The sequence below is a fragment of the Methylorubrum aminovorans genome (assembly GCF_022179725.1).
Lineage (GTDB): Bacteria > Pseudomonadota > Alphaproteobacteria > Rhizobiales > Beijerinckiaceae > Methylobacterium > Methylobacterium aminovorans.
On record NZ_BPRC01000004.1, the window covers coordinates 177,105 to 197,845 of the forward strand.

Sequence of the window (20,741 nt, forward strand, 5' to 3'; positions counted from 1 at the left end):
AGCGCCCTTCATCCCCGCAGCCGCGCCACCGCCAGCTTGCGCACACGGCTGGCGTAGAACGAGACGAATCCGCGCTGGGCATGGTCGCCGGGGGTGCACAGGACAAGACCCGGATCGACCAGCATGCGCCGGCCCGTGGCGGCGGCGACACGGCGGTTGAAGGTGAGGTGCTCGCAGCGCGCGTAAGCCTCGTCGCGGTAGGAGCCGAGGCGGTAATCGGCGCCGCGATAGAGCGTCAGTCCGTTGAAGGCCGAGAAGCAGGTGGTCTCGCGCTCGCGCGTCAGCGCGCTCTGGGCCGGATAGACCGTGCCGGAGAAGAAGCGGTAGTAGCCGAGCGCGCCGCGGCGGTGGCGGGCGATGTCGTCGAGGAGGTGCTCGTAGCTCACCGTTTCGTCTTCGTAGGCGAGCAGGTCGTAATAGTGCGGTCGCGAGGCCGCCGAGACCGCGAACAGGCCCGGCCGCTCCAGCTTTTCCAGCGCTGCCAGCACCGCCCCCGCCCCGGGCGGGCGGGCCATGACGTTGTCGATGTCGGCGACGCAGACGCAGGCCGGCGGCGGGCCCTGAGCGTCGAGGACCTGCTTCAGGTGCTCGCGCCCGAGCGCCATCCGCGCGAGCCGGCCGCGCGTCTCGGCCATGAAGCCGGTGGGAACGTGACGCAGTTCGCCCCGCGCCTCCGCCGCCGCGAGCAAGGCTCCGGTTCCGTCGCGGGAATCGTTCTCGCCGACGAAGGCGCGGCACGCGAGTCCCGCCGCCCGCAGCGAAGCCAGGAAGCGCAGGAAGGCCGGCAGGGTGGCGGCACAGTTGCGCGTCAGCGCCAGCACGGCGATGTCGGGGCGCGCCTCGCTCACCGCAGGGCTCATCGAGTTGTTCATCGCGCCGCTTCCTTCGGGGTCTTCGGTGGAGTCTCGGGCGGCGCGACGCGTCCCGCGCTCCGGCAGGTGCAGGCCGGCTGACCCGCGATCTCGCGCTGGGGATCGAGCGGGAGCGTCCGGTTGAGTGTCCAGACCGTGCCGCGGCAGTTTTTGCCATCCCACCAGGGGTTGGCCCGGCCGGTGCGAGCGCGCCAATCGACGCTGTTGCCGCTCACCGTCACCGTGTTGCAGGGCTCCGCGTACTGGTTCCAGACCGAAATGCCGACATTGGTGAAGGGCTGCGGCCGGGCGATCACCACGTTGCCGGTGATCGTCATGTGCGTGCCGCTCGCCACCGCGATCCCGTACTGACCGGGATCGATCAGCAGGTTGTCGCGGGCCTCCAGATAGGCGCCACCGCCATCGCCGAGCATGATGCCGCCGCCGGACTGGCTCGGGCCGCCGCCGACGAGACGGTTGCGCTCGACCAGGATCGGCGAGCCCGGCTCGCCCCGCGACTGGAACAGGCTGATCGCGTCCTCGGGCACGCCGCGACCGGGCTCGTTCTCGCCGATGTTGCAGGCGATGCCGTTGCCGGGTCCCGTGACCTTGTCGAACTGCACGAACTGACCGGCGGGAATCGGCCCGCGCACGTTGCGCACGCTGTTGCAGTCGACCGCGACGCCCGTGGAGGAAAGGGCGCGGATACCCGACAGCGCGTTCTCGATGCGGTTCTCCTCGATGCGTACGCCCTCGCTTCCCTCGACATAGATGCCGACATTCCCGGTGTCGCGGATCGTGACGTTCCGGATCGTGACGTTGCGTCCGTGCTCGACCCGCACGCCCTCACCGCCGCAGGGGCCGATGTCGAGATTCTCGATCGTCCGGTCGACAGCCTCGCACAGGACGAGGCAGGGACCGGACGGGTTGCTGAGGGTCCGTCGCGCCGCCTTCGCGCCTGTCTCTTCCGCACGAGCGGGGGCCGCGGGCCAGGGGGCGAGGAGCACGAGCGCGGCGAGCGCACCCAAGGAGGCTCCGCGCCACCGTTTTGCCCGGACCGGCGTGTCGGGCGGGAGGGGAGCGGCCTGCGCCCGGAAGATCATCGCGGCGCCGATGCCGATGCCGATCAGCGTCCAGAAGGGCGCCGCCAGCATCGGCCCTTCCAGGGCGACGTCGAAGCTCGCATCGATGATGATCGAGGCGACGTAGCAGGCGATGAACAGGAAGAAGCCCTCCCATCGGCGCTCGCCGAGCCGGCGCGCCCGCCAGAAAGCGGCGAGCATCGCCGCCATCCAGACCGCGCAGGTCAGGAGCCACAGGGCGAGGCCCGGCACGCCGGCGCGGGCGAGATAGGTCATGTGGATGCTGTGCGGGCTGCGCAGGGTCGGCCCGCCATTCTCGAGCCCGACCACGTAGCCGTCGGTCTCGGCGAGGTTCGGCCCGAACCCCTTGCCGGTCCAGAAATAGGGGCCGTGCACGGTGTAGCCGACGATGGTGTTCCACCAGCGCAAGCGCCACTGCTTGGTGTCGTCGAGATTGCCGCCGCTGCTCGGCGCAACGATGCTGACGATGTTGTTCACCACCGCCGCGGCACTTACGGGCCGGTCGCTGTTGGGCAGTTCCACTTCGACATCGAGGGCGGCGGCCGCGCCGAGCAGGCCGGCGCCGAGGATCAGCGTCGCCGCGAGCCGCTTCCACTGGCCGATCGCCACGAGAGCGAGGCAGACCGGCACCGCGATCGCCAGCATGGAGCCGCGGTTCTGCGCGGCGGCCAGCACCGCGCCGAGGCCGACGAAGGCGACCCAGCCCGGCCCGACCCGGACGAGGCCGACAAGCGCCAGGACGACGGCGCCGGTCAGGTGGGTCGAGAGTTCGCCCGCCCGCGCCGCGAAGAAGGGCACGTCGCCGAGGATGAACGCGATGATCGCGAACGGGATGGCGTAGCGCGCGAGCCAGCGGAACATCCGCAGCAGCGCACCGAGCTGCCGCGGATCGTCGAGCAGCAGGGCGATCAGCACGAAGGCGTAGCCGGCATAGAGCGCGACCGCCCCGTCGCGCAGGGCATCGACCCGGTATTCGCGCAGACCCGCGAGCGTCCGCAGCAGCACCCAGCCCATCAGCGCGGCGGCGCAGAGCGCGGGCGGGGTGGCGAGCCCGGCGGCGAGGTTGAGGCCCGTGCGCGTCAGGACCACGGCAAGCAGCCCCAGCAGGAACAGCAGCTCGCCGGCATAGAGCGGCGGCAGGCCGAGATAGGCGAAGCTCTTGCCGAAGATCATGTATCCGGCGAACGCGATGCCGAGCGCGGCCAGGAACAGGTCCGGCAGCCGGCTCTCCCGCGGCAGAGCGTGGACGGTCGTCGTCGTCGCCATCAGCACTCGCCTGTCGAAAGCCGCCCGTCGGCCGCCGCTCGCCGGCCGGTTCACGGGAGTTGTTGCGGGAGAACGTCTTGCGAGGAGAAGTCTTGCGGGCAGGGCGCCTCCTGACAATCGAGCCCGGCAGCGCATCGGGAGCGGGCCGGCCCGTACTTCCGACGTACCCCGAAGGATCGAGGAATCCGGTCCGCCTCTCCCGATGTCCGCGTGGTGCACCCGCCCGCCTCGTCTAGGCTCGCCGCGCCATCCTTTCGGCCGCCTTTCCCTCACCCGGACCCGCATGCCTGCCCTCCCGCGCGACTTCCGTGCCCTGGCCGGCGCCTGCCGATCGGCTGCCGGGCGAGCGGCGATCGGGAGAGGGGCCGCCGGTCCGGTGCTCTCGGTGGCCGACCAGGCGCTGGTGAGCGCCTGCAACTTCGCCACCACCATCGTGCTGGCGCACGCCCTCGGCCTGGAGGCCTTCGGCCTGTTCTCGACAGCCTGGATCGCGGTGCTGCTCACCATCAGCCTGCAGCTCGGCCTCGTCGTCTGCCCGATGATCAGCATCGGGCCGGGCCTGCCCGGCGAGGCGGAGCATGCCTATTACGCCATCGTCCTCGTCCACGAGGCCGCCTTCCTGCTGCTTGCCGGCAGCGCCGTCGCGATCGGACTCGCGCTCACCCTCGGCGACCCGGCGCTCGCGCTTGCGCTTGCGGCGGGGATGGCCTGCGCCGCCCACCTCGCCCAGGACTTTTCCCGCCGCTACCTGTTTGCCCGCGGCCGCCCGTCGGTGGTGCTCGGGATCGACGCGCTCAATCAGGGGATCAAGCTCGCGCTGCTGGTGCTGCTCGCCCGCAGCGGAATGCTGTCGCCGGCCCGCGCCCTGGAGGTCGTCGCCGCCTCGGCCGTCCTGTCCTGCCTATGCGCGGTCCCGTTCCGCGGACGTCTGGCGCGGCGGGCCGGCGAATTCGGCTCCGCGAGCCGGCGGCAATGGCATTCCGGCCGCTGGCTGGTGCTGACCGGGCTGATGCAGTGGCTGAGCGGGTATGCCGGCCTGCTGATCGCCGGCGCGCTGCTCGGCGTGACGTTGATCGGCGTGCTGCGGGCGGCCCAGAGCATCCTCGGCGTGCTCAACCTGATCCGCGACGCCCTGGAGAACATCGTTCCGCCGATCGCCGGCCGGGCGCTGGCCTCGCGCGGCCTCGACGGATTGCGGCCGGTGATCGGCGTCACCGCCGCCATCGGTTTTGCCGGGGGTTTGAGCTTCACCGGACTGCTGGCGCTGACCGGACCAAGTCTGCTCGCGGCCGCCTTCGGGCCCGAAATGGCCGCCTATGCCTGGGTCGTGACGTGGTACTCCCTGCTGTTCCCGGTCTCGCTCGTCTCCTTCGCGCAGATCTGCGCCTTCCGCGCCCTGGAGCGGACCGGCGCAGTCTTCGCCGCCACGGCGGCGGCGGCCGCCCTCAACCTCGCACTAGTCTACCCGGCCGTGCGCGGGTTCGGCATCGAGGGCCTGCTCGCCGTGGCGATCACGGCGGAGGTGCTGGTCTGCCTCGTCCTGGCCGGGCTGCTGCGGCGCGCGCTGAAAGCCGCTCCGACGCCGGTCGGCCGGCTCCAGCCGGCCTGACCGAGGGGTTTCTCGGGGCATCCTCCGACCAGCGAAGCCGGGAAACGCTGCCCCCGGCGACCGAGGCTACATTCCGGCGTCGACGACAAGCATTCATCCTTCGAGAGACGATGACAATCTCTGACTGATGCCTCTCAATCAGTCTTCGCCCGAGCTGCCTCGGCCGAAACGAATCCCTCAAGAGCGCCTCACACAACTCTCGGACGCCGACCGTTCTCGCTCTGGCGAGGAAAGCGCAGCAGAGTCTTCGCGCGAGACACTCAATCGGCCATCAAACCAGAGGAAACGTCTCAGGACGGCACTGGCTCAATGGCATTGATTTCGCTCCCTCCCGTGCGCGGGACGGGGCGACGGGGCCGCCGATGGATGGGGGAATTACGCCTTGGTCGATGTCCCGTCCTTGGAGGAGGGGGAGCCGACCGAGCCGATCGAGATCCGCGGCCGCAGCATCGAGGCGGGCACCTCCGGTTTCGTGTCGCGGCGGCTGCGGAACGGCTTTCCCGACCGCATCGCCGCCCGCCTGTCTCGGCGCCCGAAAAACCTGCCATCCCGCAGGGCGAGCGCTTCGACCGAACCATCGGCCTAGAGCCGCCGGGTCACGGGGTCGCGCATGGCCCCGACGGCCCGAATGACGCCGTAAACCAAGACTCCCAAGACTCCACGAAGTCCTGGCGCAGATTGGATCGACACGGGACGAGATCGGCTTACTCCCGGTCCGGCCGGACCGAGGAGACCACCGGAGGCGCCATTTGAGGAAACACCCCATGGAACCGCCGGAATGCTGAACCTCCTCTTGGTCGTCGCCGTGGTGGTCTGGTTCGCGCTGCTCTATCCGCTGGCGCGCCACCGCCTTGAGACCCGGATGGGACCACTGGACGGTCCCGTCGCGGTTCCGTTCGCGCTGATGTCGATCTTCGCGCTGCTGCCGCTCGTGTTCAACGTCCCGCGAGAGGACGGCAACGCCGTGCTGGATCAGGGCCTCACCGCCTCCAACATCGCCCTCGTCGTTATGACCGGCTTGGCCGGGCTCTATCTCGCCGTCCGCGTCGCGGTCGACCGGCGCGTGCTGCTGGTTGCCTTCTCGATGCCCTACCTGCCGTTCACGCTGATGATCCTCGTCAACGGCGTCAGCACCGCCTGGTCGGTCGTGCCGAGCTACACCGCCTACCGCACGCTCGAACTGGCGATCTTCACCCTCGTCTCGATCCTGATCTTCGACCGCAGCGACATCGAGCGGCGGCTGGCCAACCTCTTCGCGCTGTTCACCTGCGTCTGGCTGATCGCGACCGCGCCGATCATCCTCGACAACCTCGCGCACGGGATCGTCTTCTCGTCGGCCAAGCACAACCTGATGCCCTATCTGTGAGCCGCGCACGCCTTTCTCGTCATCTTCGACGACCGCATCCGGCACCGGGGCGCCCACCTCGCGCTCGCCCTGGCCGGCTTCGTCATCGCCGGTTCGGCCACGAGCACCGCCTCGCTCATCGCGGTGGTGCCCGGCCTGATAGCGGCGTCACGCCACCGCCGCCTGCGCCTCCTCGGCTACACCGCCTTCACCGTGTATCTCGTCCTGTTCGTCGTGCTGATGGTCGGCCTCTCCGCCTTCCCCGGCCTGCTCGAGGTGGTGTCGGTGGTGCTGCAGAAGCCGCCGGAGGAACTCGCCGACGCCACCGGCCGCGGCACCTTCTGGCCGGTCTTCATCGAGGCGACCAAGGACCGCTTCGTGGGTGCCGGCTACGCGGCCGGCGACCGCTTCATCCAGCTCCTGATCCCGACCACGGCGCTGGCCGAGACGCTGGCGCGGGACGCGGTGTTCATCTCGAGTTCGCACAACATGCTGCTGAGCGCCTGGGCCGGTACCGGCCTGATCGGGATCGGCCTGTGCGCGATGGTGCTGGGAGCCGCGCTCCGCTGGGGGATGAAGCTCGACCGCGCCGGGCGCCGCCTGATCGCCACCTGCGTGTTCTTCCTGATCCTCAACGGCATGACCACGCCGGGCATCTTCCAGGACTGGAACATCAACGTCCTGACCTTCGTGGCCCTGCTGGCCTATGCCCGCATCGGCGCCCTGCACCGTGGGCCGGCGGGTGCGGCCGCGCCGGCGCCCGAGGCCGCCGCCTTCGATCTTCGCCGGGCTGCCGCCGCATGACCTCCGCTTCGCGCCCGCATGGCGCGCATCTTGAAGCATGAGCCCTGACTCGACACTCGGCCCGCGACCGGTGTCCCGAACCGGGACGGATCATCTTCGAATGGTCCGCTCCGGGACGGAGGCTGCGGACCGGATCGATCCCTGCGGGCCGGTTGCGCCCGCATCCGCCCTTTGGTCGAAAGTCCTGCGATGACGATGGTCGAGCGGATGCCTTCGCGATTGTTCGTCGACGCCGAGCCGGGCAAGCCCGACGCGACGCCGGAACCCTGGTTCCTCGATCCGCGGGAGATCGGGCGGGCTTTGCGCGCGCGCTGGGCGCTCGTGCTGGCGCCGGCGGTCCTGCTCCTGGTGGCGGCGGTGGCGTGGCTCTCCCTGGTGCCGCCGCTCTACGCCGCCGTGACGCAGATCCTGATCGACCCGCGCGGTATTCAGGTTGTCAAGGACGGCGTGACACCCGCGGATCAGGCGAGCGACGCGAGCCTGCTCCTCGTGGACAGCCAGATCCGCGTCCTCGTCTCCGACGACGTGCTGCGGCAGGTGGTGAGCCGCTTCAAGCTCGATCAGGACCCGGACTTCGTCCGTCCCTCTTCGCTGCTGGATCGGCTCAAGGGGAGCCTGTCCTCGCTGATCGGTGTCGCCGGCGGTCCCTCCGACGACGGGCTCACGGCCCTGCGCACCCTGCGTGAGCGCACCGCGGCGCGCCGCCTGGAGCGCAGCTTCGTGGTCGAACTCGCCGTCACCACCGATGCGCGCCAGAAATCCGCCGATCTCGCCCGAGCGATTGCCGAGACCTACCTCGCGACCGTCTCGCAGGCGCAGGCACAGGTGACGCGCAAGGCCGGCGATGCGGTGGCAGGCCGGCTCGGCGAGTTGCAGGACGACCTGCGCGCGGCCGACGACAAGGCGCAGAAGTTCCGCGCGGCCAACAACCTCGTCGGCACCCGCGGCCAGCTCGTCAGCGAACAGGCGTTGACCCAGCTCAACCAGCAGCTCGGCGCCGCCCGCGCCCGAGCCGGCGAGCTGCGCGGCCGTCTTGCCCAGATCGAGGCGGTCGCCAACGGGCGGGCCGACCTCAACTCGGTGACCGAGATCGTCCAGTCCACGACCATCGCGCAGCTGCGCTCCCAGCTTGCCCAGATCGAGGCGGCCCGGGCCGACACGGTCTCCCAGCTCGGGCCGCGCCACCCGACCCTGCGCACCGGCGAGTTGCAGGTCCAGACCCTGCGCAACGACATCAATGCCGAGATCCGGCGCATCGCCGCGGCCACCCGCAACGACTACCGCTCGGCGCTCGCCAACGAGGCGTCGCTCGCCGCCACCCTGGAGAGCCGCAAGAAGGAGGCTCTGTCCGTCGACAGGAGCTTCGTGCGCCTGCGCGAGCTGGAGCGGCAGGTGGAGGCGAGCCGCGCGGTCTACGAGGCCTTCCTCGTCCGTGCCCGCGAGCTTCAGGAGCAGCAGCGCCTCGACACCTCGACCTCGCGCATCATCTCGCCGGCCTCGCTGCCGGAGCGCCGGCTCGGCCCGCCGATCCCGGTGATCTTCGCCGCGGCGGCGGCGGCCGGCCTCGGCCTCGGCGTCGCGCTCGCCCTCCTCGCCGTGCCCGCCGCGGGACGGATCGGCTCGCGCCGCCGGCTCCAGCAGATCGCGGGAGTCCCGGTCATCGCCGCCCTGCCGGCCCAGGCGCGAGTCAGGACGCAGGGCAGGGGTACCGGGGCGCTGCGGGCCGACACCGCCTACGACCTGGCCGTGGCCCGCCTCGGCAGCCGACTCCAGCGCGACTTCGGCGCCGCGCGTCCGACGCTCGTCCTCGTCACTTCCGCCGACGACCGGGCCGGCAAGTCGGAACTGGCGCGAAGCCTCGCCGCCTCGGCCGCCCTCGACGGCCAGCGCGTGCTGCTCGTCGATGCCGATCCGGAAGCGATGATCTCGCGCGATCTGCGGGCGACGGCCAAACGCGGCGTCGCCGAGGCGCTGCGGACGCAATCGGGACTCGGCGACGCGCTGGTGGACGGCCCGACCGGGGTCAAGATCCTGCCCTTCGACGACGCGGCCCTGAGCCTCGGCACCGCGGCCTATACCGGCGCGCTCCTGGCAACGGCGGCGTCCTTCAACACGGTCTTCGTGGATATCGGGCTGATCGGCACCGACATTGCCGCCGAGCGCCTCGCCCAGGACCAGCGCTTCCCCGCCCTGCTGCTGACGGCGAGTGCCAAGAGCAGCGCCGTCAGCCGGCTGCAGCGGGCCCTCGACGCCACCGGCCGCGACCGGCGGGTACAGCTCGTGATCACCGACGCGGAGGCCGAGGCGTGAGCCCTCAGCCGCACCGGACGGTGGCGGCGTTCCGCGCGGCCCTATTCACCGCTGTGCTCGTCCTCGGCTCGGCCGCGCCGGGACGGGCCGGCGAGGCGAAGGCGCCCGTGGTCCTGCAGGTCGCGCCCACGGGAGCAGCCGGAACGGGCCGGAAGGACCGCTTCGCCGATCTGCCGCAGGCCCTGGCCCGCGTGGCGGCCCTGCGCCGGCAGGGGGAGGCGCGCGCGATCGTCGTGGAGCTGGAGCCCGGCACGCACCGGATTACCGCGCCCGTACGGATCGGCCCCGAACATTCCGGTGCAGCCGGGGCGCCGCTGACCCTGCGCGGCGCGGCCGACGGATCGAGCCGGCTCGTCGGCAGCGTACCCCCCTGGTCCCTGCCGCGTTGCCGCCGCGCCTGCGCGAGCGGCTGCCCGCGGTCGCGCGCGCGGCGGTGCGGGCCTACCGCCTGCCCGAGGCCCTGCGCCGGGAGCCGGCCTTCCGCGCGCCGCGTACCTTGCGCGAGACGCATCCGCGGGTCACCGAGATCTTCGATGCGGGGGGGCGCTGCGCCCGGCGCAGTGGCCGAATCCCGGTCCTGATCCCGGGCCGAACACCGGGTGGACGACGGTGGCCGGCGCCGCGGCCGGCGGCCTGGACTTCATTCTAAGGGACGTGCCGGGCCTGCCCGACCTGTCGCAGGAGCGCGACCTGTGGGTGGAGGGCTTCTGGCGCTGGGACTGGCTTCTGGAGACGATCCACGTCACGCAGGTCGATCAGCGCCGCCGCCGGCTCGAACTCGACGTCCCGCCCTACGAGGGTATCCGCGAGGGTGCGCGGATGCGGGTGGTCCACGCGCTGGACGCCCTCGACGAGGCCGGCGAATGGTGGCGCGAGAGCGAGAGCGGCCTGCTGCTCGCTTGGCCCTCTGCCGGCGCGGCCGAACTGGAAGCGAGCCTCGCGGAGACGCTGATTCGGGCGGAGGGCGCCCGCCACCTGCGCATCGAGCGTCTCAGACTGGAGCGCGCCCGCGGTGACCTGTTCGTCGCGCGAGGCGGGGAAGATATCGAGATCCGGGCGAGCGCACTGGCCTGGGCGGCGGGCCGCGCGGCGGTGTTCGAAGGTGTCGCCGGGGGCGGCGTCTCAGGCAGCGCGATCCATGACATCGGCGCAAGCGCGGTCCGCCTCGTCGGCGGCGATCGCGCCTCCTTGCGGCCGGGCGGCCTGTTCGTGCGCGATTCCCGCTTCACCCGCTTCTCGCGGCTGGCCCAGACCCAAAGTTCGGCAATCGAACTCGACGGCGTCGGCGCGGAGGCGAGCGGGAACTTCATCACCGACGCGATCGGCTACGCGGTCTACCTACGCGGCAACGATCACGTCTTCCGCCGCAACGAGGTGGCTCGGCTCATCCACGGCCTGAGCGACACCGGTGCGATCTATGCCGGCCGCGACTTCACCGCCCGCGGCTCGATCATTGAGGACAACTACGTCCACGACATCCGCACCGTGCCGGGGATGGAGGTGAAGGGCGTCTACCTCGACGACATGGCGAGCGGCTTCACCGTTCGGCGCAACCTGTTCGTCGATGTCCAGCAGCCAGTCTTCATCGGCGGCGGCAGCGACAACGTCGTCACGCGCAACGTCTTCGTCGCATCGAGTCCGATGGTGGCCCTCGATGCTCGAGGCCTTACTTGGATGAAGCCGGCGCTGAACGAGCCCGATTCGGAATTCCACACCGCGTTTGCCGCGATGCCGCTCGCATCGCCGCCCTGGCGGATGCGCTATCCGAGTCTTGCGCAGGCGCTTTCCGACGAGCCGGGCGTCGCCCGCAACAACCAGATCGTCGACAACGTCGCCATCGCCAGCGACGGGCTCGCCCTCACCGACATGGCTGATGCGAGCCGGCAGATCATCCTGTTCAACACCCGCCTCGACGGTCCGCCCCCGCCATCCGGCGACCTCGATGCGCTGGTCCGCTTCGCCGCCGGACGCGGCGTGACGCTCGGGCTCGATCCGCGGGTTCTGCGGCGCGACGGGTTGCCGGGCTCGCCGTTCACCGATGCGCGCCGCTGACCGACTTCTGCGCGAATGCCTCACACCGTTTCCGGCTGATCGGCTCCGTTAGACATCCGTCGTTCCGAGGCGCGGAAAGTGGGATGAGCTGATACCGAGGCAGCCGGTCCAAGAGGGGCTCAAGCAACCTTGGACGGTGCCTCGGTGAGAATGGAAAACTCGTTGACGATGGCCTCGTGGACCTGCTTCAGCCAGTCCTCGGCGATGCGCGCGCGCTCCTCGGCAGCCTCCGCCCGCTCCTCCGCCGCGCGGATGCGCTGCTCGGCCTGGGCCTGCACGGTGGCCGCCTTGGTCTCGGCGGTCCGGACCCGCTCGCTGGCGAGCTTGATGTCTTCGCGAACGCGCTCCAGCAGCTCGTGCACCCGCTGCTCCTGCTCCTGGGCCTGCGCTTCGACTTCGCGGGTCCGGTGAGCGGCCGCCCGCACACGATCGATCAGGTTCGCCCAATCCTGCGAGGACGAGGGCGCCGCGGCCGGGATGGACATGCCCGCGTCAGCATCCGTCTGAACGAGCCGCAGAATGCTCGTCAGGCTATCGGCCGGCTTTGACAGATCTTGAGATACAATAGACATATTTTGAGACTCAGAGCGATCAAAATCAAGCGGACGCTCCCACCGCATCTTCTTGATAATATCCATTTTGAAAAGCTTCCAGCGAGACATGGAGGCGCAGCGGACACATGCGGGCTAGGTATGATCCGCAAAAACACAATCGTTCAAGTTATTCAGCCGAAGCAAGTCAATTTTTTAAGGATAAAATAGCCACGTTTGCCTTACAGCATGATGTTGTAAAAATATCACAAATCTGCTCTATGCTTGTTTTTGCAAATCGGCAGATCCTATTTAAAAATTTCGAATATCAGCGCGCAAGTTCGTCTCAACGCGAGGCTACCAACCCCCTTTCTATTGGTACAGGGTCCGCAGCCTCAACTATCTGATTACTCGATTTCACATTTTTCGCGCCGGCTAACTTGATCGCCGAGTGAAAACCGCTTCTTCAACCCATCCGGTGGCGACTGGATTTGTGCCCCGCAGGCGGCATCCGCATCGTTATCAGGCGCAGCCCGCAAGGACCGGTTCAAGGGCATCGATGTAGCCCGTCACGGCCGCTTCCGCCGTGAAATGCGGGAGGGCGCGCTCCGCCGCGCGCCGCAGCCCCTGGCGGAGACTCTCGTCATCGAGGAGTCTCACGGTCGCCGCGATCCAATCCGCTACGATCATCGGCCGCACCTCACCGCAGCCATGGGCTTCGAGCAGGCCGCGGGCCGCGCCGGAATGGGGCGAGGCCAGCACCGGCGTGCCGCTCTGGAGCGCTTCCTGCACCACGATCCCCCAAACGTCGCCGCGGCTTGGGAACAGGAAGAGCCGCGCCGAGGCGTAGACTTCGGGCAGCGCCTCCTGGCCGAGGAATCCGTCGAACCGGGCGGAGAGCCCGGCCTGGGCGAAACGCGCCTCCATCTCGGCCCGCAGCGGTCCGTCGCCCGCGACCCGGACCGACAGCGGCCGGCCCAGCGCGCGGCAGCCGAGCACCACGTCGGTGAAGAAGCGGGCGCCCTTCACCTCCTCGTTCAGCATGCCGCAGAACAGGAGGTCGTAGGGCCGGGCAGAATCCGGCGGCGGGGCGGACGGCGTCCAGGCCGGGAAGAGCGGGCTGAGGACGAAGCGTTCGGGTGGCAGCCCGTAGCGGGCAAGCACGGCACCGCTGCCCGCGCTCGGCCCGATCCCGGCGGCGGCCCCGGAAACGATGGCGCGGCGCAGCCAGCGATGCGGGGCGGAACCCTGGCCGGGATCGGTCTCGGGCACGCAGTCGGTGCGGATCAGGGTCGGGATGCGCCGCAGGCGCGCGGCGCCGGCCGCCATCAGCATGGTCGGCGAGAAATCGTTGAGGACGAAGGCCGCCGGCCGGAGCGCGGCGAGCCGCGGCACCACCGCCGGGTTGACGTAGAGGTTACGGATCGAGGAGCGGTGCCAGCGCAGGCCCGGCAGCACCGCGTGCCGGTAGTGGAGGGGCGGCGGCATCACCCATTGCCGCGCACGCTCGCGCTGTGTGCAGGACAGGACATGCAGGGCCCGACCGTCCCGGCCGGCCAGCCGCTCCGCCAGACGCTCGTAGAGCACATGGGTGTAGGGCGCGAGCGCCCCGGTCACGACGACGACCGGGGGCGGACCGGGCGCATCGGAAACGATGTCGGACGGCCTGGCACCGGCTCGCATGGGCGGGGACCTCGGGTCGGGCGCTGCGGGCGTGAAGGGTCCGGCGCCGGTCACCAGTGATAGCTCCGAAATCTTCTCAAGCCGTTCCTGCCGCTCTTCGTCGGGTCGGCCCCGTCGCCCGCCATCCCGTCCTGCGGCCACCCATCAGGGCCTCGAAATGTGAGACCGGCCAATGCGGCTCGACCACGTGGCGGGGCAGCATGGGAAGATCGGCGGCACTGGTCGCCCGGCCGCGCCGGGTGGTGAAGAACGTCCGGTAGCCGCTCTCCAGTGCCAGGGCCGGATCAAGGGCCGGGTCGAAATCGTGGCCGGCCACGCCCCAGGGACAGGCGAAATGGCGGATCTCCCGGCCGGTGAGGGCGGCAAGCGCGCGGCGCGAGCGAGCGATCTCGTCGGCCACCCGATCACGGCCGAGCCGGCTCAGGCGGTGATGGGTGGCGGTGTGCGATCCGATGTCGAGCCCGTCGTCGCACCAAGCCGCCACCTCGGCCCGATTCATGTAGAGGCGTCCGCTCGGGGCCAGGGACGTCACCCGATCGAGACCGGGCGGGGTCGAGGGCGGCGCATCGATCCAATCGCTGACGAGGAAGACGATGCCGGGAACGCCCAGGGCTTTCAGAACCGGGCGCGCTACTTCGAAGGTATCGGCGTAGCCGTCGTCGAACGTGATCAGGAAGGCGCGCTCACCGGCCGGCCATCCCGCGGCCAGACGATCGGCGGCGCTGTCGGCATCGATGAAGTCGCCATGCCCGCCGAGATGGCGCAGTTGCGCGGCGAAGTGATCCTGCTCGGCTTCCGGCACCTGATGGTAGCACAGGGTGTAGAGGCCGGCCTCGGCATGGGCCAGGGATGTGAACAGGGCCGTGCCGCGCAGGGCGAGCGCACGCAGAGCCGGCACCCGGCGCAACGTCGTCTTGACCCAGTGTTTCATCCCGGCCCCATCCTTCGAAGCAGGCGCCTATCACGAAAATGTTCTGGCAGCACCTGTATAAATCGTCCCCAAATACCGTGGTTAATCAGCCAACTTGGTTTCACTATTGATAAGGGCAGCCTGGCGCGTCGCTTGCTCCGCGGCTCGGGGCAGGCCATGGATCGTCCCGATCTGGGATATTCCGGCACGCGAGGGGCATCAGGGTGGGGCAGGCGACGGTCGTCGATGTGACGGACGATCCCGAATGGGACGCGGCAATCTGGCAGCAGCCGAGTGCCAACATCTACGCTTCGCGCCGTTGGGGCGAGTACAAGCGGCTCATCGGCTGGGACGTGCGGCGGCTCTCGATCCGCACCGGCGACGGGCAGGCGCTCGCCTTCGCGCAGGTTCAGCGCCGCCGCCGCACGCTCGGCCACATCGTGCTGGCACAGGGCTGCCCGATCCTGACGCCGCTGGGAGAGAGGCGGGCGGACGCCGTGTTCCGCGTTCTCCTCGATCATCTCGAACTCGGCCGCTTCGATCTGCTCGGCGTGAACTATCAGCAGTTCCAGTCGCAGGCCGCATTGCTGGCCCTGCTCGGCCACGGATTTGCGCCGGTCGTGACCACGCGGACGCATACGCTCGAACTCGATCTCACCCGAGACCTGGATCAGATCCGCGCCCGCATGGAGGGCCGCTGGCGCGACGAACTCAGGACCGCCGAGAGCAATCCCGACCTCGTGACCCTTTATCCGACCGGCCCGGCGGAGCGGCAGTCCGCCTTCGAGACCTTCAGCCACCTCTATGCCGCCCTGAAACGGCGCAAGGGCTTCCGCAACAGCCTCGACACCGAGGCCTTCCGCGATCTGGCCGCTAACGACCCGAACCTTCTCTTTCTCGAGATGCGCGAGCGGAATGAACCGATCCTGGTGCGGATCGTCCACCGGACGGCGAAACGCTGGACGGATTTCTACCTCGCCTCGAACGCGCGGGCCAAGGCGACCGGGGCCGGCCGCCTCGCGCTGTGGCGCCTGATCGAGCGGGCCCGGCGCGAGGGCGCTTCGGTGCTCGATCTCGGCGGTATCGACCCGGCCGGCAATCCCGGCGTCTACGAGTTCAAGCGCGGGGTCAGCCGCAACGTCGTCGCGGCCAACCCGCTCTGGCTCTACAGCCGGACCCGGCTGCTGCGCCGCGCCGCGACAGCCGTCCTGGCCACGCGGTGACAGGGCCAGGAGCAGGAGATCGGCGATGACCGACGCCCCGACCGCGTTCTCCCGGCCCACGGGCTTCATTCGGCGGTCCGTCAGCCTCGTCCGGCATCCGCCGGCCGCGCTCGTGGCTCTGGCCGATCAGGGCGTCGTCAGCGGTTTCGGCTTCCTCAGCGGCATCGCCGCCGCCCGGCTGCTCGGGATCGCCGAGTTCGGGCATTTCGCGATGATCCTGATCGTGCTCGGCTTCGCCCAAGCCCTGCACAATGCGCTGATCACCGCGCCGATGATGACGCTCGTCGGTGCCCGCAGCGGCGTCTCGACGGCCTACGGCGCGACCATCCTCGCGGGCGCCTTCCTGCTCTGCCTGCCCGGCGCCGTCTTCGTGGTGGCCGCCCTTTTGATCGCCGGGATGTCGGGCGAGACGCTGCTCGCGGCCTGCGCCCTGATGCTGGCGCAGAACCTCCAGTTCACCCTGCGCCGCCTGCTGTTTGCCAAGGGCCGGGGCGTGCAGGCCCTGATCATGGATTCCGCCCGCGCCGCGAGCTTCCCCCTCGTCGCCCTGCTGATCTGGCTGAGGCACGACGTCGTCGGCGGCAACGGCTTCGTCTGGCTGCTCGCCGCGACCTCGTTCGCCACCTGCCTGCCCTTCGTCGTCGCGTTCGGACGGCCGATCCTGCGCCGGCCCGGCTGCGTCTAGGCCGGCACCGTCACGCGGCGTCACATCCCGCTCGCGCGCTGGCTCCTGCCCATCGTCTTCATCACCTTCGTGCAGGAACAGCTCATCTGGCTGATGGCCGGTTCGACGCTCGGCCTGGAGGAACTCGGCGGCCTGCGGGCGGCGCAATACCTCGTCGGAACGGTGCTGCTGCTGCTGGCCGCCACGGAGAACGTGCTGCCGGTGGCCGCGGCACGCGCCCATGCGGAGGGCGGAGAGGCAGCCCTTCGGTCGTACCTGCTGCGCACGGGCGTGAAGCTCGGCGTGCCGATCATCGCGATCCTGGCCCTTCTCGCCGTTCCCGGCGAGATGTGGCTGCGGCTGATCTTCGGGACGGAGTACGCGGCCTACGCGACCTGTCTGCGCATCCTCTCGGTCAGCGTCGTGATCGTTCTGGCCCGGGACCTCACCGCGAATTACTTCCGCGCCAAGCAGAACACCCGCGTGCTGTTCGAGTCGCTCTGCGTGAGCATGGTCGTATCGCTCGCCGTGGTGGTCCCGCTGATGCACGCCGGCGGTGTCAGCGGCGCGGCGGCGGCGGTGGGCGCCGGGCACCTGGCCTCCCTCGTCTACCTCGTGATCGCGGCTTGGCGGTCATCATGCGCGGTTGGCCCGGCATTTCCCCGCTGGGGACGCTTGCCCCGGCTTCCGACCCGATCCTGAGCCAATACGGCGGCGATGGCCGCCCTCTCGGCCGCCCGAACCGGGCTCGGAACGGCGCGCGACCGTGGAGGGCCGCCTGTACGCGGCATGACAAAACCCTTACGCTGCATTCATGTTTGATGAGCGTTCCAGGGCCGACCCGCACCTGATGCGGACTGCCGAGCTCATGGCCGAGGCCAGCTCTCTCGACGACGTCGTGTCCATCCTCGAGCGGACGGGCCGTCGCATCGCGGGCTCCGATGGGATTGCCGTCGTGTTGCGCGAGAATGACGTCTGCGCCTACGTCGCCGAGGACGCGATCGAGCCGCTGTGGAAGGGATCCCGCTTCCCGCTCAATGCCTGCATCTCAGGCTGGGCGATGCAGAACCGGGAGACGGCCGTGGTTCCGGATATCGGCACGGATCCCCGCATCCCGACCAGCGCCTACGCCTACAAGGCGATCCGAAGCCTCGTGATGGTTCCGATCGGCACGCCCGAGCCGGTGGCCGCGCTCGGCGCCTACTGGTGCGCCATGGTCTGGCTCGACGCCGCCACGGTGTCGCGCCTCGAAGCCCTGGCCGGTCAGGCCACCGCGGCCCTCGCCCGATTGCAGGGGCAACGCAGCACAGAGCCGGCGGCCTCCTAACCGACGCCGCGGGCGCGGGTCCGGTCCGTACATCGATTCATCGTGACCGACGGTGCCGCCGAGGCTATGCAGCGTCGATCGAGAGGAAGCTGGGGGCAGGCATGCCGGTTTTCGTGTTCAGGGGCGCCCACCGCGCGGCCGATGGTCAGATCGGGCCGACGCTGTTCGAGGAGGCGATCACGGCCGACAATCCGGCCGACGCCGTCCGCCTCGCCAATACGCAGGATCTCTCGACCAAGGACGAGCGGGCGAACGCCCTATGGCTCGTCGATGCGCAGGGCATCCTGCACTGGTCCCTGCGGCGCGCGGACCGGGATTGAGCGGAAGCAGGCCGCCGCGGCCCCGCGATTGCTTGAGCCGGCCGCGAAGACCGGGGGAAAACCTGCCCCGCTCGGGCTGAATTGGTCTTTGCCGGCGCTTTCGTGCTAAGTCTTGAGGCAGGAATCCCTGACGATCCCGCTCGGGGTTCTTCTGCCGTCCCACGCCCGATCCTGTCCGCGTCGGGACGCCGCGCGCCGCCGCCGGGATTTCATGCGGCGCGAGTTCTCGTCGAAAGATTTTTCATGAGCGACGACATCGACGCCAAGACCCGCGCCGCGGAGCGCGCCGAGCGGGCCGAGCGCATGGCCCGCGAGGGACAGCAGGCGATGGCCGAGCATCTGGCCGCGGTCAAAGCCGTGGACGAGCGCACCGTGCGCCTGCGGGCGCTGCGGCTCGCCAAGGAAGCCGAGGAGGCCGCGGAGCGGGCCGCCAACCCGCCCGCGCCCAAGCGCGGCCGCAAGAAGGCGACGGCCTGAGCCCCATGGCGATCGACCGCACCCGCCGCCCGAGCGACCCGCGCCAAGCGGCCGAGGCCGCCTTTCGTGCCGTGACGCGCAAGGCCCCCGAGGCCGCGCCCGAGGCGCCCAGGGCGCCGGTGATCCCCGGCACGCGCGAGACCGTATCGCTGCGCATCGACCGGGCCGTGCTGGAGCATTTCCAGAAGGACGGCCCCGGCTGGCAGGACCGCATCAACGCCGCCCTCAAGGCCGCCGCCGGATTGTGAGGCGGGGTCCGTGAGGGTGCGGCCGGATGGTCGTGCCCGGATGGCCGCGCCCGCCCCGTCGGCCCGTCCGGGAAGGGCGCCGTGAGCGGACCTTCGGACTGGCTCGGCCTCAGCCCCGACGAGATGACGGCGCTGCTGTTGTCCCTGCGCGTCGCCACGGTGGCGACGCTGGCGAGCCTGCCGCTGGGCCTGCTGGCGGCGTGGCTGCTGGCGCGTCGGCGCTTTCCCGGTCACGCCTTGCTCGACGGCCTCGTCCACCTGCCGCTGATCCTGCCGCCGGTGGTGACGGGCTACCTGCTGCTGCTCGCCTTCGGCCGGCGCGGCGTGTTCGGGGCGTGGCTCGCCGAGATCGGCATCGTCTTCTCGTTCCGCTGGACCGGCGCGGCGCTCGCCTGCGCGGTGATGGGGTTCCCGCTGATGGTGCGGGCGATACGCCTGTCGATCGAGGCGGTGGACCGGCGCCTTGAACAGGCGGCGGCCACGCTCGGCGCCCCGCCGCCGCTGGTGTTCCTCAGCGTGACCCTGCCGCTCAGCCTGCCCGGCATTCTCGCGGGCGCTGTGCTCGCCTTCGCCAAGGCGATGGGCGAGTTCGGCGCGACCATCACCTTCGTCTCCAACATCCCCGGCGAGACCCAGACCCTGCCGTCGGCGATCTATACGCTCACCCAGGTGCCGGGCGGGGAGGCGGGGGCGCTACGCCTCACGCTGATCTCGGTCGGGGTCTCGATGCTGGCGCTCGTGGCCTCGGAGGCGCTGGCGCGGCGCATGAGCCGGCGGATTGGGGCAGGGCGCTGAGCGGCAGCCTGCAACGAAGGGCCGCCCTCTTCCCGGCAAGGCTTTGAAGCCCCCCGACGCGCACGACACCGTGTGATCCGACCTCCGCCCGATCTTCGCGCTTCCTGTTTCCGTCATACGGCGTCCGGTCGTCGTTTCAGCCTGGCCGCGCGATGACGGCGTGGGATCGATCCGAAGCGATCAACCGAGAGCGGCCAGAAGCAGGATCGGGGCGTGAGAGGCTGCGCCGCTCATCCATGGCCGAGCACCGGAAGCCATCTTTCCGATAAAATCCGACACACTTATCTATTACAACGAGTGATGAGGTAATTTAATCCGGATTGAAATTTGAACTATGCTCAATTTAATCGCATTTGTTCGAATGTGTTCTTTCGCACTTAGACGATAAAACTAGGCGTATATTTCAGCAATATGCCTCATGCCTGGGCTACGCCCTGCAATTCAGGAGACATTCTTTGCCTCGCGGATGGATTTATGCCCTGACCCTGCTCGTAGCCGTCACACCTGCCCTGCTGCCGACATCGGCGGCGGCCCGGCGCACGCTGGATCTCCAGGGCCCCGGCGATCCCAACCGCACCGCTTGCGACATCGTCGTGAAACGTCCCGGCGGGAACCCGACGCAGGATATGACCGGCTCCATCGGCCACGCGAAGAGCCATCAAAGTGGCGGCGGCCGAGCGAACCCGTTGATCTGCTATCTGCCCGGAACCCGCTGAAAGCACGGCTCGGGATCCCATCGGCTGAAGACGCGACCGCATCAGACATCGCGATCAATTCCGGAAAACAAACCACACATCGAAAAGGGAGGCGAAGCGTGAGCGGAACAAGATTGTCCAAGATCACACTCGCCAAGATTACACTCGCCAAGATCGCACTGGCCAAGATCGCACTGGCCAAGATCGCACTGGCCGGATCGATCGGCCTGATCTCGAACACAGCGGCGAATGCCATGAACCACCCGGCCCAAACCGGCACGGGTGGCGGCCCGGAGACGACGATCACCGCCCCGCATGTGGCACCAACGGGAAGGGTCATGCCTCGCCCGCGCCCCTTGGACTCACAGACGCGCGGTGAGCCCGAGCAGACGCTCACCCCTCAGTTCAAGGACAGCTTTCTCATGAAGGGTATCTGCGTCGGCTGTTGAGCCGAGCCGGATGAGGCCAATCCCGCGGGGACCCGCTCGCGCGTCCGGTGTCCCGCGCCGTCGTCGGAGGGGTGACCGCG

General features: G+C 69.7%; 22 protein-coding genes. 15 read left to right on the top strand and 7 right to left on the bottom strand.

What is annotated here, in order from left to right:
- Positions 1-8: 8 nt before the first annotated feature.
- Positions 9-872 (bottom strand): glycosyltransferase family 2 protein, encoded by an 864-nt coding sequence (locus tag MFF24_RS08740; protein WP_238223981.1) that lies wholly within the window; start codon positions 870-872, stop codon positions 9-11.
- Entirely contained in the window at positions 869-3,220 is a 2,352-nt protein-coding gene (locus MFF24_RS08745; protein ID WP_238223983.1) for a right-handed parallel beta-helix repeat-containing protein, read from the bottom strand. Before MFF24_RS08745 ends, MFF24_RS08740 begins: the two co-directional genes overlap by 4 nt.
- A 283-nt stretch (positions 3,221-3,503) precedes the next feature.
- Between MFF24_RS08745 and MFF24_RS08750 the strand changes: the two genes are divergently transcribed.
- Positions 3,504-4,829 (top strand): lipopolysaccharide biosynthesis protein, encoded by a 1,326-nt coding sequence (locus MFF24_RS08750; protein WP_238223985.1) that lies wholly within the window; start codon positions 3,504-3,506, stop codon positions 4,827-4,829.
- Positions 4,830-5,204: 375 nt separating this feature from the next.
- Here MFF24_RS08750 and MFF24_RS28815 read toward each other — a convergent pair whose 3' ends face one another.
- Entirely contained in the window at positions 5,205-5,339 is a 135-nt protein-coding gene (locus tag MFF24_RS28815; protein WP_283214485.1) for a hypothetical protein, read from the bottom strand.
- 268 nt (positions 5,340-5,607) lie between these two features.
- On the opposite strand from MFF24_RS28815, the gene MFF24_RS08755 reads away from it, so the two are divergent.
- The 3 genes from MFF24_RS08755 to MFF24_RS08765 all read left to right on the top strand — a co-directional run bounded on the left by MFF24_RS08755 (position 5,608) and on the right by MFF24_RS08765 (position 9,288).
- Positions 5,608-6,195 carry a hypothetical protein gene (locus MFF24_RS08755; RefSeq protein ID WP_238223987.1) on the top strand — a complete coding sequence of 196 codons (588 nt, stop codon included), beginning with the start codon at positions 5,608-5,610 and terminating at the stop codon, positions 6,193-6,195.
- A gap of 69 nt (positions 6,196-6,264) precedes the next feature.
- Positions 6,265-6,978: an O-antigen ligase family protein gene (locus MFF24_RS08760; protein ID WP_283214489.1), complete on the top strand. Its 714-nt coding sequence runs from the start codon at positions 6,265-6,267 to the stop codon at positions 6,976-6,978.
- Positions 6,979-7,185: 207 nt separating this feature from the next.
- On the top strand, positions 7,186-9,288 hold the full coding sequence (locus MFF24_RS08765) for a GumC family protein (RefSeq protein ID WP_238223989.1): 2,103 nt from the start codon (positions 7,186-7,188) through the stop codon (positions 9,286-9,288).
- A gap of 41 nt (positions 9,289-9,329) precedes the next feature.
- Here the strand turns inward: MFF24_RS08765 and MFF24_RS08770 are convergent, their stop codons facing one another.
- A complete protein-coding gene (locus tag MFF24_RS08770; RefSeq protein WP_238223998.1) occupies positions 9,330-9,581 on the bottom strand; it encodes a hypothetical protein in 252 nt (83 codons plus the stop codon).
- A 316-nt stretch (positions 9,582-9,897) separates the two neighbouring features.
- Between MFF24_RS08770 and MFF24_RS08775 the strand changes: the two genes are divergently transcribed.
- A complete protein-coding gene (locus MFF24_RS08775; protein WP_238224001.1) occupies positions 9,898-11,340 on the top strand; it encodes a right-handed parallel beta-helix repeat-containing protein in 1,443 nt (480 codons plus the stop codon).
- A gap of 119 nt (positions 11,341-11,459) precedes the next feature.
- Here MFF24_RS08775 and MFF24_RS08780 read toward each other — a convergent pair whose 3' ends face one another.
- The 3 genes from MFF24_RS08780 to MFF24_RS08790 form a co-directional block, all read right to left on the bottom strand.
- Positions 11,460-11,825: a hypothetical protein gene (locus MFF24_RS08780; RefSeq protein ID WP_238224002.1), complete on the bottom strand. Its 366-nt coding sequence runs from the start codon at positions 11,823-11,825 to the stop codon at positions 11,460-11,462.
- A gap of 567 nt (positions 11,826-12,392) precedes the next feature.
- Positions 12,393-13,553, bottom strand: a complete 1,161-nt coding sequence (locus tag MFF24_RS08785) for a glycosyltransferase family 4 protein (protein ID WP_238224004.1) — start codon at positions 13,551-13,553, stop codon at positions 12,393-12,395.
- Positions 13,554-13,629: 76 nt separating this feature from the next.
- A complete protein-coding gene (locus MFF24_RS08790) occupies positions 13,630-14,484 on the bottom strand; it encodes a polysaccharide deacetylase family protein (protein ID WP_238224006.1) in 855 nt (284 codons plus the stop codon).
- Positions 14,485-14,687: 203 nt separating this feature from the next.
- Between MFF24_RS08790 and MFF24_RS08795 the strand changes: the two genes are divergently transcribed.
- From MFF24_RS08795 to MFF24_RS08840, 10 genes are all read left to right on the top strand, one after another.
- Positions 14,688-15,686: a lipid II:glycine glycyltransferase FemX gene (locus MFF24_RS08795; protein WP_238224007.1), complete on the top strand. Its 999-nt coding sequence runs from the start codon at positions 14,688-14,690 to the stop codon at positions 15,684-15,686.
- A gap of 25 nt (positions 15,687-15,711) precedes the next feature.
- Entirely contained in the window at positions 15,712-16,371 is a 660-nt protein-coding gene (locus MFF24_RS08800; protein ID WP_238224010.1) for an MATE family efflux transporter, read from the top strand.
- 93 nt (positions 16,372-16,464) lie between these two features.
- On the top strand, positions 16,465-17,052 hold the full coding sequence (locus MFF24_RS08805) for a lipopolysaccharide biosynthesis protein (protein ID WP_238224012.1): 588 nt from the start codon (positions 16,465-16,467) through the stop codon (positions 17,050-17,052).
- 112 nt (positions 17,053-17,164) lie between these two features.
- Entirely contained in the window at positions 17,165-17,677 is a 513-nt protein-coding gene (locus tag MFF24_RS08810; RefSeq protein ID WP_238224014.1) for a GAF domain-containing protein, read from the top strand.
- A gap of 101 nt (positions 17,678-17,778) precedes the next feature.
- Entirely contained in the window at positions 17,779-17,997 is a 219-nt protein-coding gene (locus tag MFF24_RS08815; RefSeq protein WP_238224016.1) for a hypothetical protein, read from the top strand.
- A gap of 243 nt (positions 17,998-18,240) precedes the next feature.
- Positions 18,241-18,474 carry a hypothetical protein gene (locus MFF24_RS08820; RefSeq protein ID WP_003605770.1) on the top strand — a complete coding sequence of 78 codons (234 nt, stop codon included), beginning with the start codon at positions 18,241-18,243 and terminating at the stop codon, positions 18,472-18,474.
- A gap of 5 nt (positions 18,475-18,479) precedes the next feature.
- Entirely contained in the window at positions 18,480-18,722 is a 243-nt protein-coding gene (locus tag MFF24_RS08825; protein WP_108942353.1) for a BrnA antitoxin family protein, read from the top strand.
- Between the two features lie 81 nt (positions 18,723-18,803).
- Positions 18,804-19,517, top strand: coding sequence for a molybdate ABC transporter permease subunit (gene modB, locus MFF24_RS08830; RefSeq protein ID WP_283214486.1), 714 nt, complete (start codon positions 18,804-18,806; stop codon positions 19,515-19,517).
- 455 nt (positions 19,518-19,972) lie between these two features.
- Entirely contained in the window at positions 19,973-20,233 is a 261-nt protein-coding gene (locus MFF24_RS08835; protein WP_108942351.1) for a hypothetical protein, read from the top strand.
- A 98-nt stretch (positions 20,234-20,331) separates the two neighbouring features.
- A complete protein-coding gene (locus MFF24_RS08840) occupies positions 20,332-20,661 on the top strand; it encodes a hypothetical protein (protein ID WP_238224018.1) in 330 nt (109 codons plus the stop codon).
- The last annotated feature ends 80 nt before the right edge of the window (positions 20,662-20,741 follow it).

Bases quoted from the DNA above. Each gene is read 5' to 3' on its own strand.
- MFF24_RS08740 (WP_238223981.1), bottom strand. From the start codon at position 872: ATGAACAACTCGATGAGCCCTGCGGTGAGCGAGGCGCGCCCCGACATC.
- MFF24_RS08745 (WP_238223983.1), bottom strand. From the start codon at position 3,220: ATGGCGACGACGACGACCGTCCACGCTCTGCCGCGGGAGAGCCGGCTG.
- MFF24_RS08750 (WP_238223985.1), top strand. From the start codon at position 3,504: ATGCCTGCCCTCCCGCGCGACTTCCGTGCCCTGGCCGGCGCCTGCCGA.
- MFF24_RS28815 (WP_283214485.1), bottom strand. From the start codon at position 5,339: ATGCGGTCGGGAAAGCCGTTCCGCAGCCGCCGCGACACGAAACCGGAG.
- MFF24_RS08755 (WP_238223987.1), top strand. From the start codon at position 5,608: ATGCTGAACCTCCTCTTGGTCGTCGCCGTGGTGGTCTGGTTCGCGCTG.
- MFF24_RS08765 (WP_238223989.1), top strand. From the start codon at position 7,186: ATGCCTTCGCGATTGTTCGTCGACGCCGAGCCGGGCAAGCCCGACGCG.
- MFF24_RS08770 (WP_238223998.1), bottom strand. From the start codon at position 9,581: ATGTTCGGGGCCGATCCGTACGGGCGCGGTAATCCGGTGCGTGCCGGG.
- MFF24_RS08780 (WP_238224002.1), bottom strand. From the start codon at position 11,825: ATGTCCATCCCGGCCGCGGCGCCCTCGTCCTCGCAGGATTGGGCGAAC.
- MFF24_RS08785 (WP_238224004.1), bottom strand. From the start codon at position 13,553: ATGCGAGCCGGTGCCAGGCCGTCCGACATCGTTTCCGATGCGCCCGGT.
- MFF24_RS08790 (WP_238224006.1), bottom strand. From the start codon at position 14,484: ATGAAACACTGGGTCAAGACGACGTTGCGCCGGGTGCCGGCTCTGCGT.
- MFF24_RS08800 (WP_238224010.1), top strand. From the start codon at position 15,712: ATGACCGACGCCCCGACCGCGTTCTCCCGGCCCACGGGCTTCATTCGG.
- MFF24_RS08805 (WP_238224012.1), top strand. From the start codon at position 16,465: ATGGCCGGTTCGACGCTCGGCCTGGAGGAACTCGGCGGCCTGCGGGCG.
- MFF24_RS08810 (WP_238224014.1), top strand. From the start codon at position 17,165: ATGTTTGATGAGCGTTCCAGGGCCGACCCGCACCTGATGCGGACTGCC.
- MFF24_RS08815 (WP_238224016.1), top strand. From the start codon at position 17,779: ATGCCGGTTTTCGTGTTCAGGGGCGCCCACCGCGCGGCCGATGGTCAG.
- MFF24_RS08820 (WP_003605770.1), top strand. From the start codon at position 18,241: ATGAGCGACGACATCGACGCCAAGACCCGCGCCGCGGAGCGCGCCGAG.
- MFF24_RS08825 (WP_108942353.1), top strand. From the start codon at position 18,480: ATGGCGATCGACCGCACCCGCCGCCCGAGCGACCCGCGCCAAGCGGCC.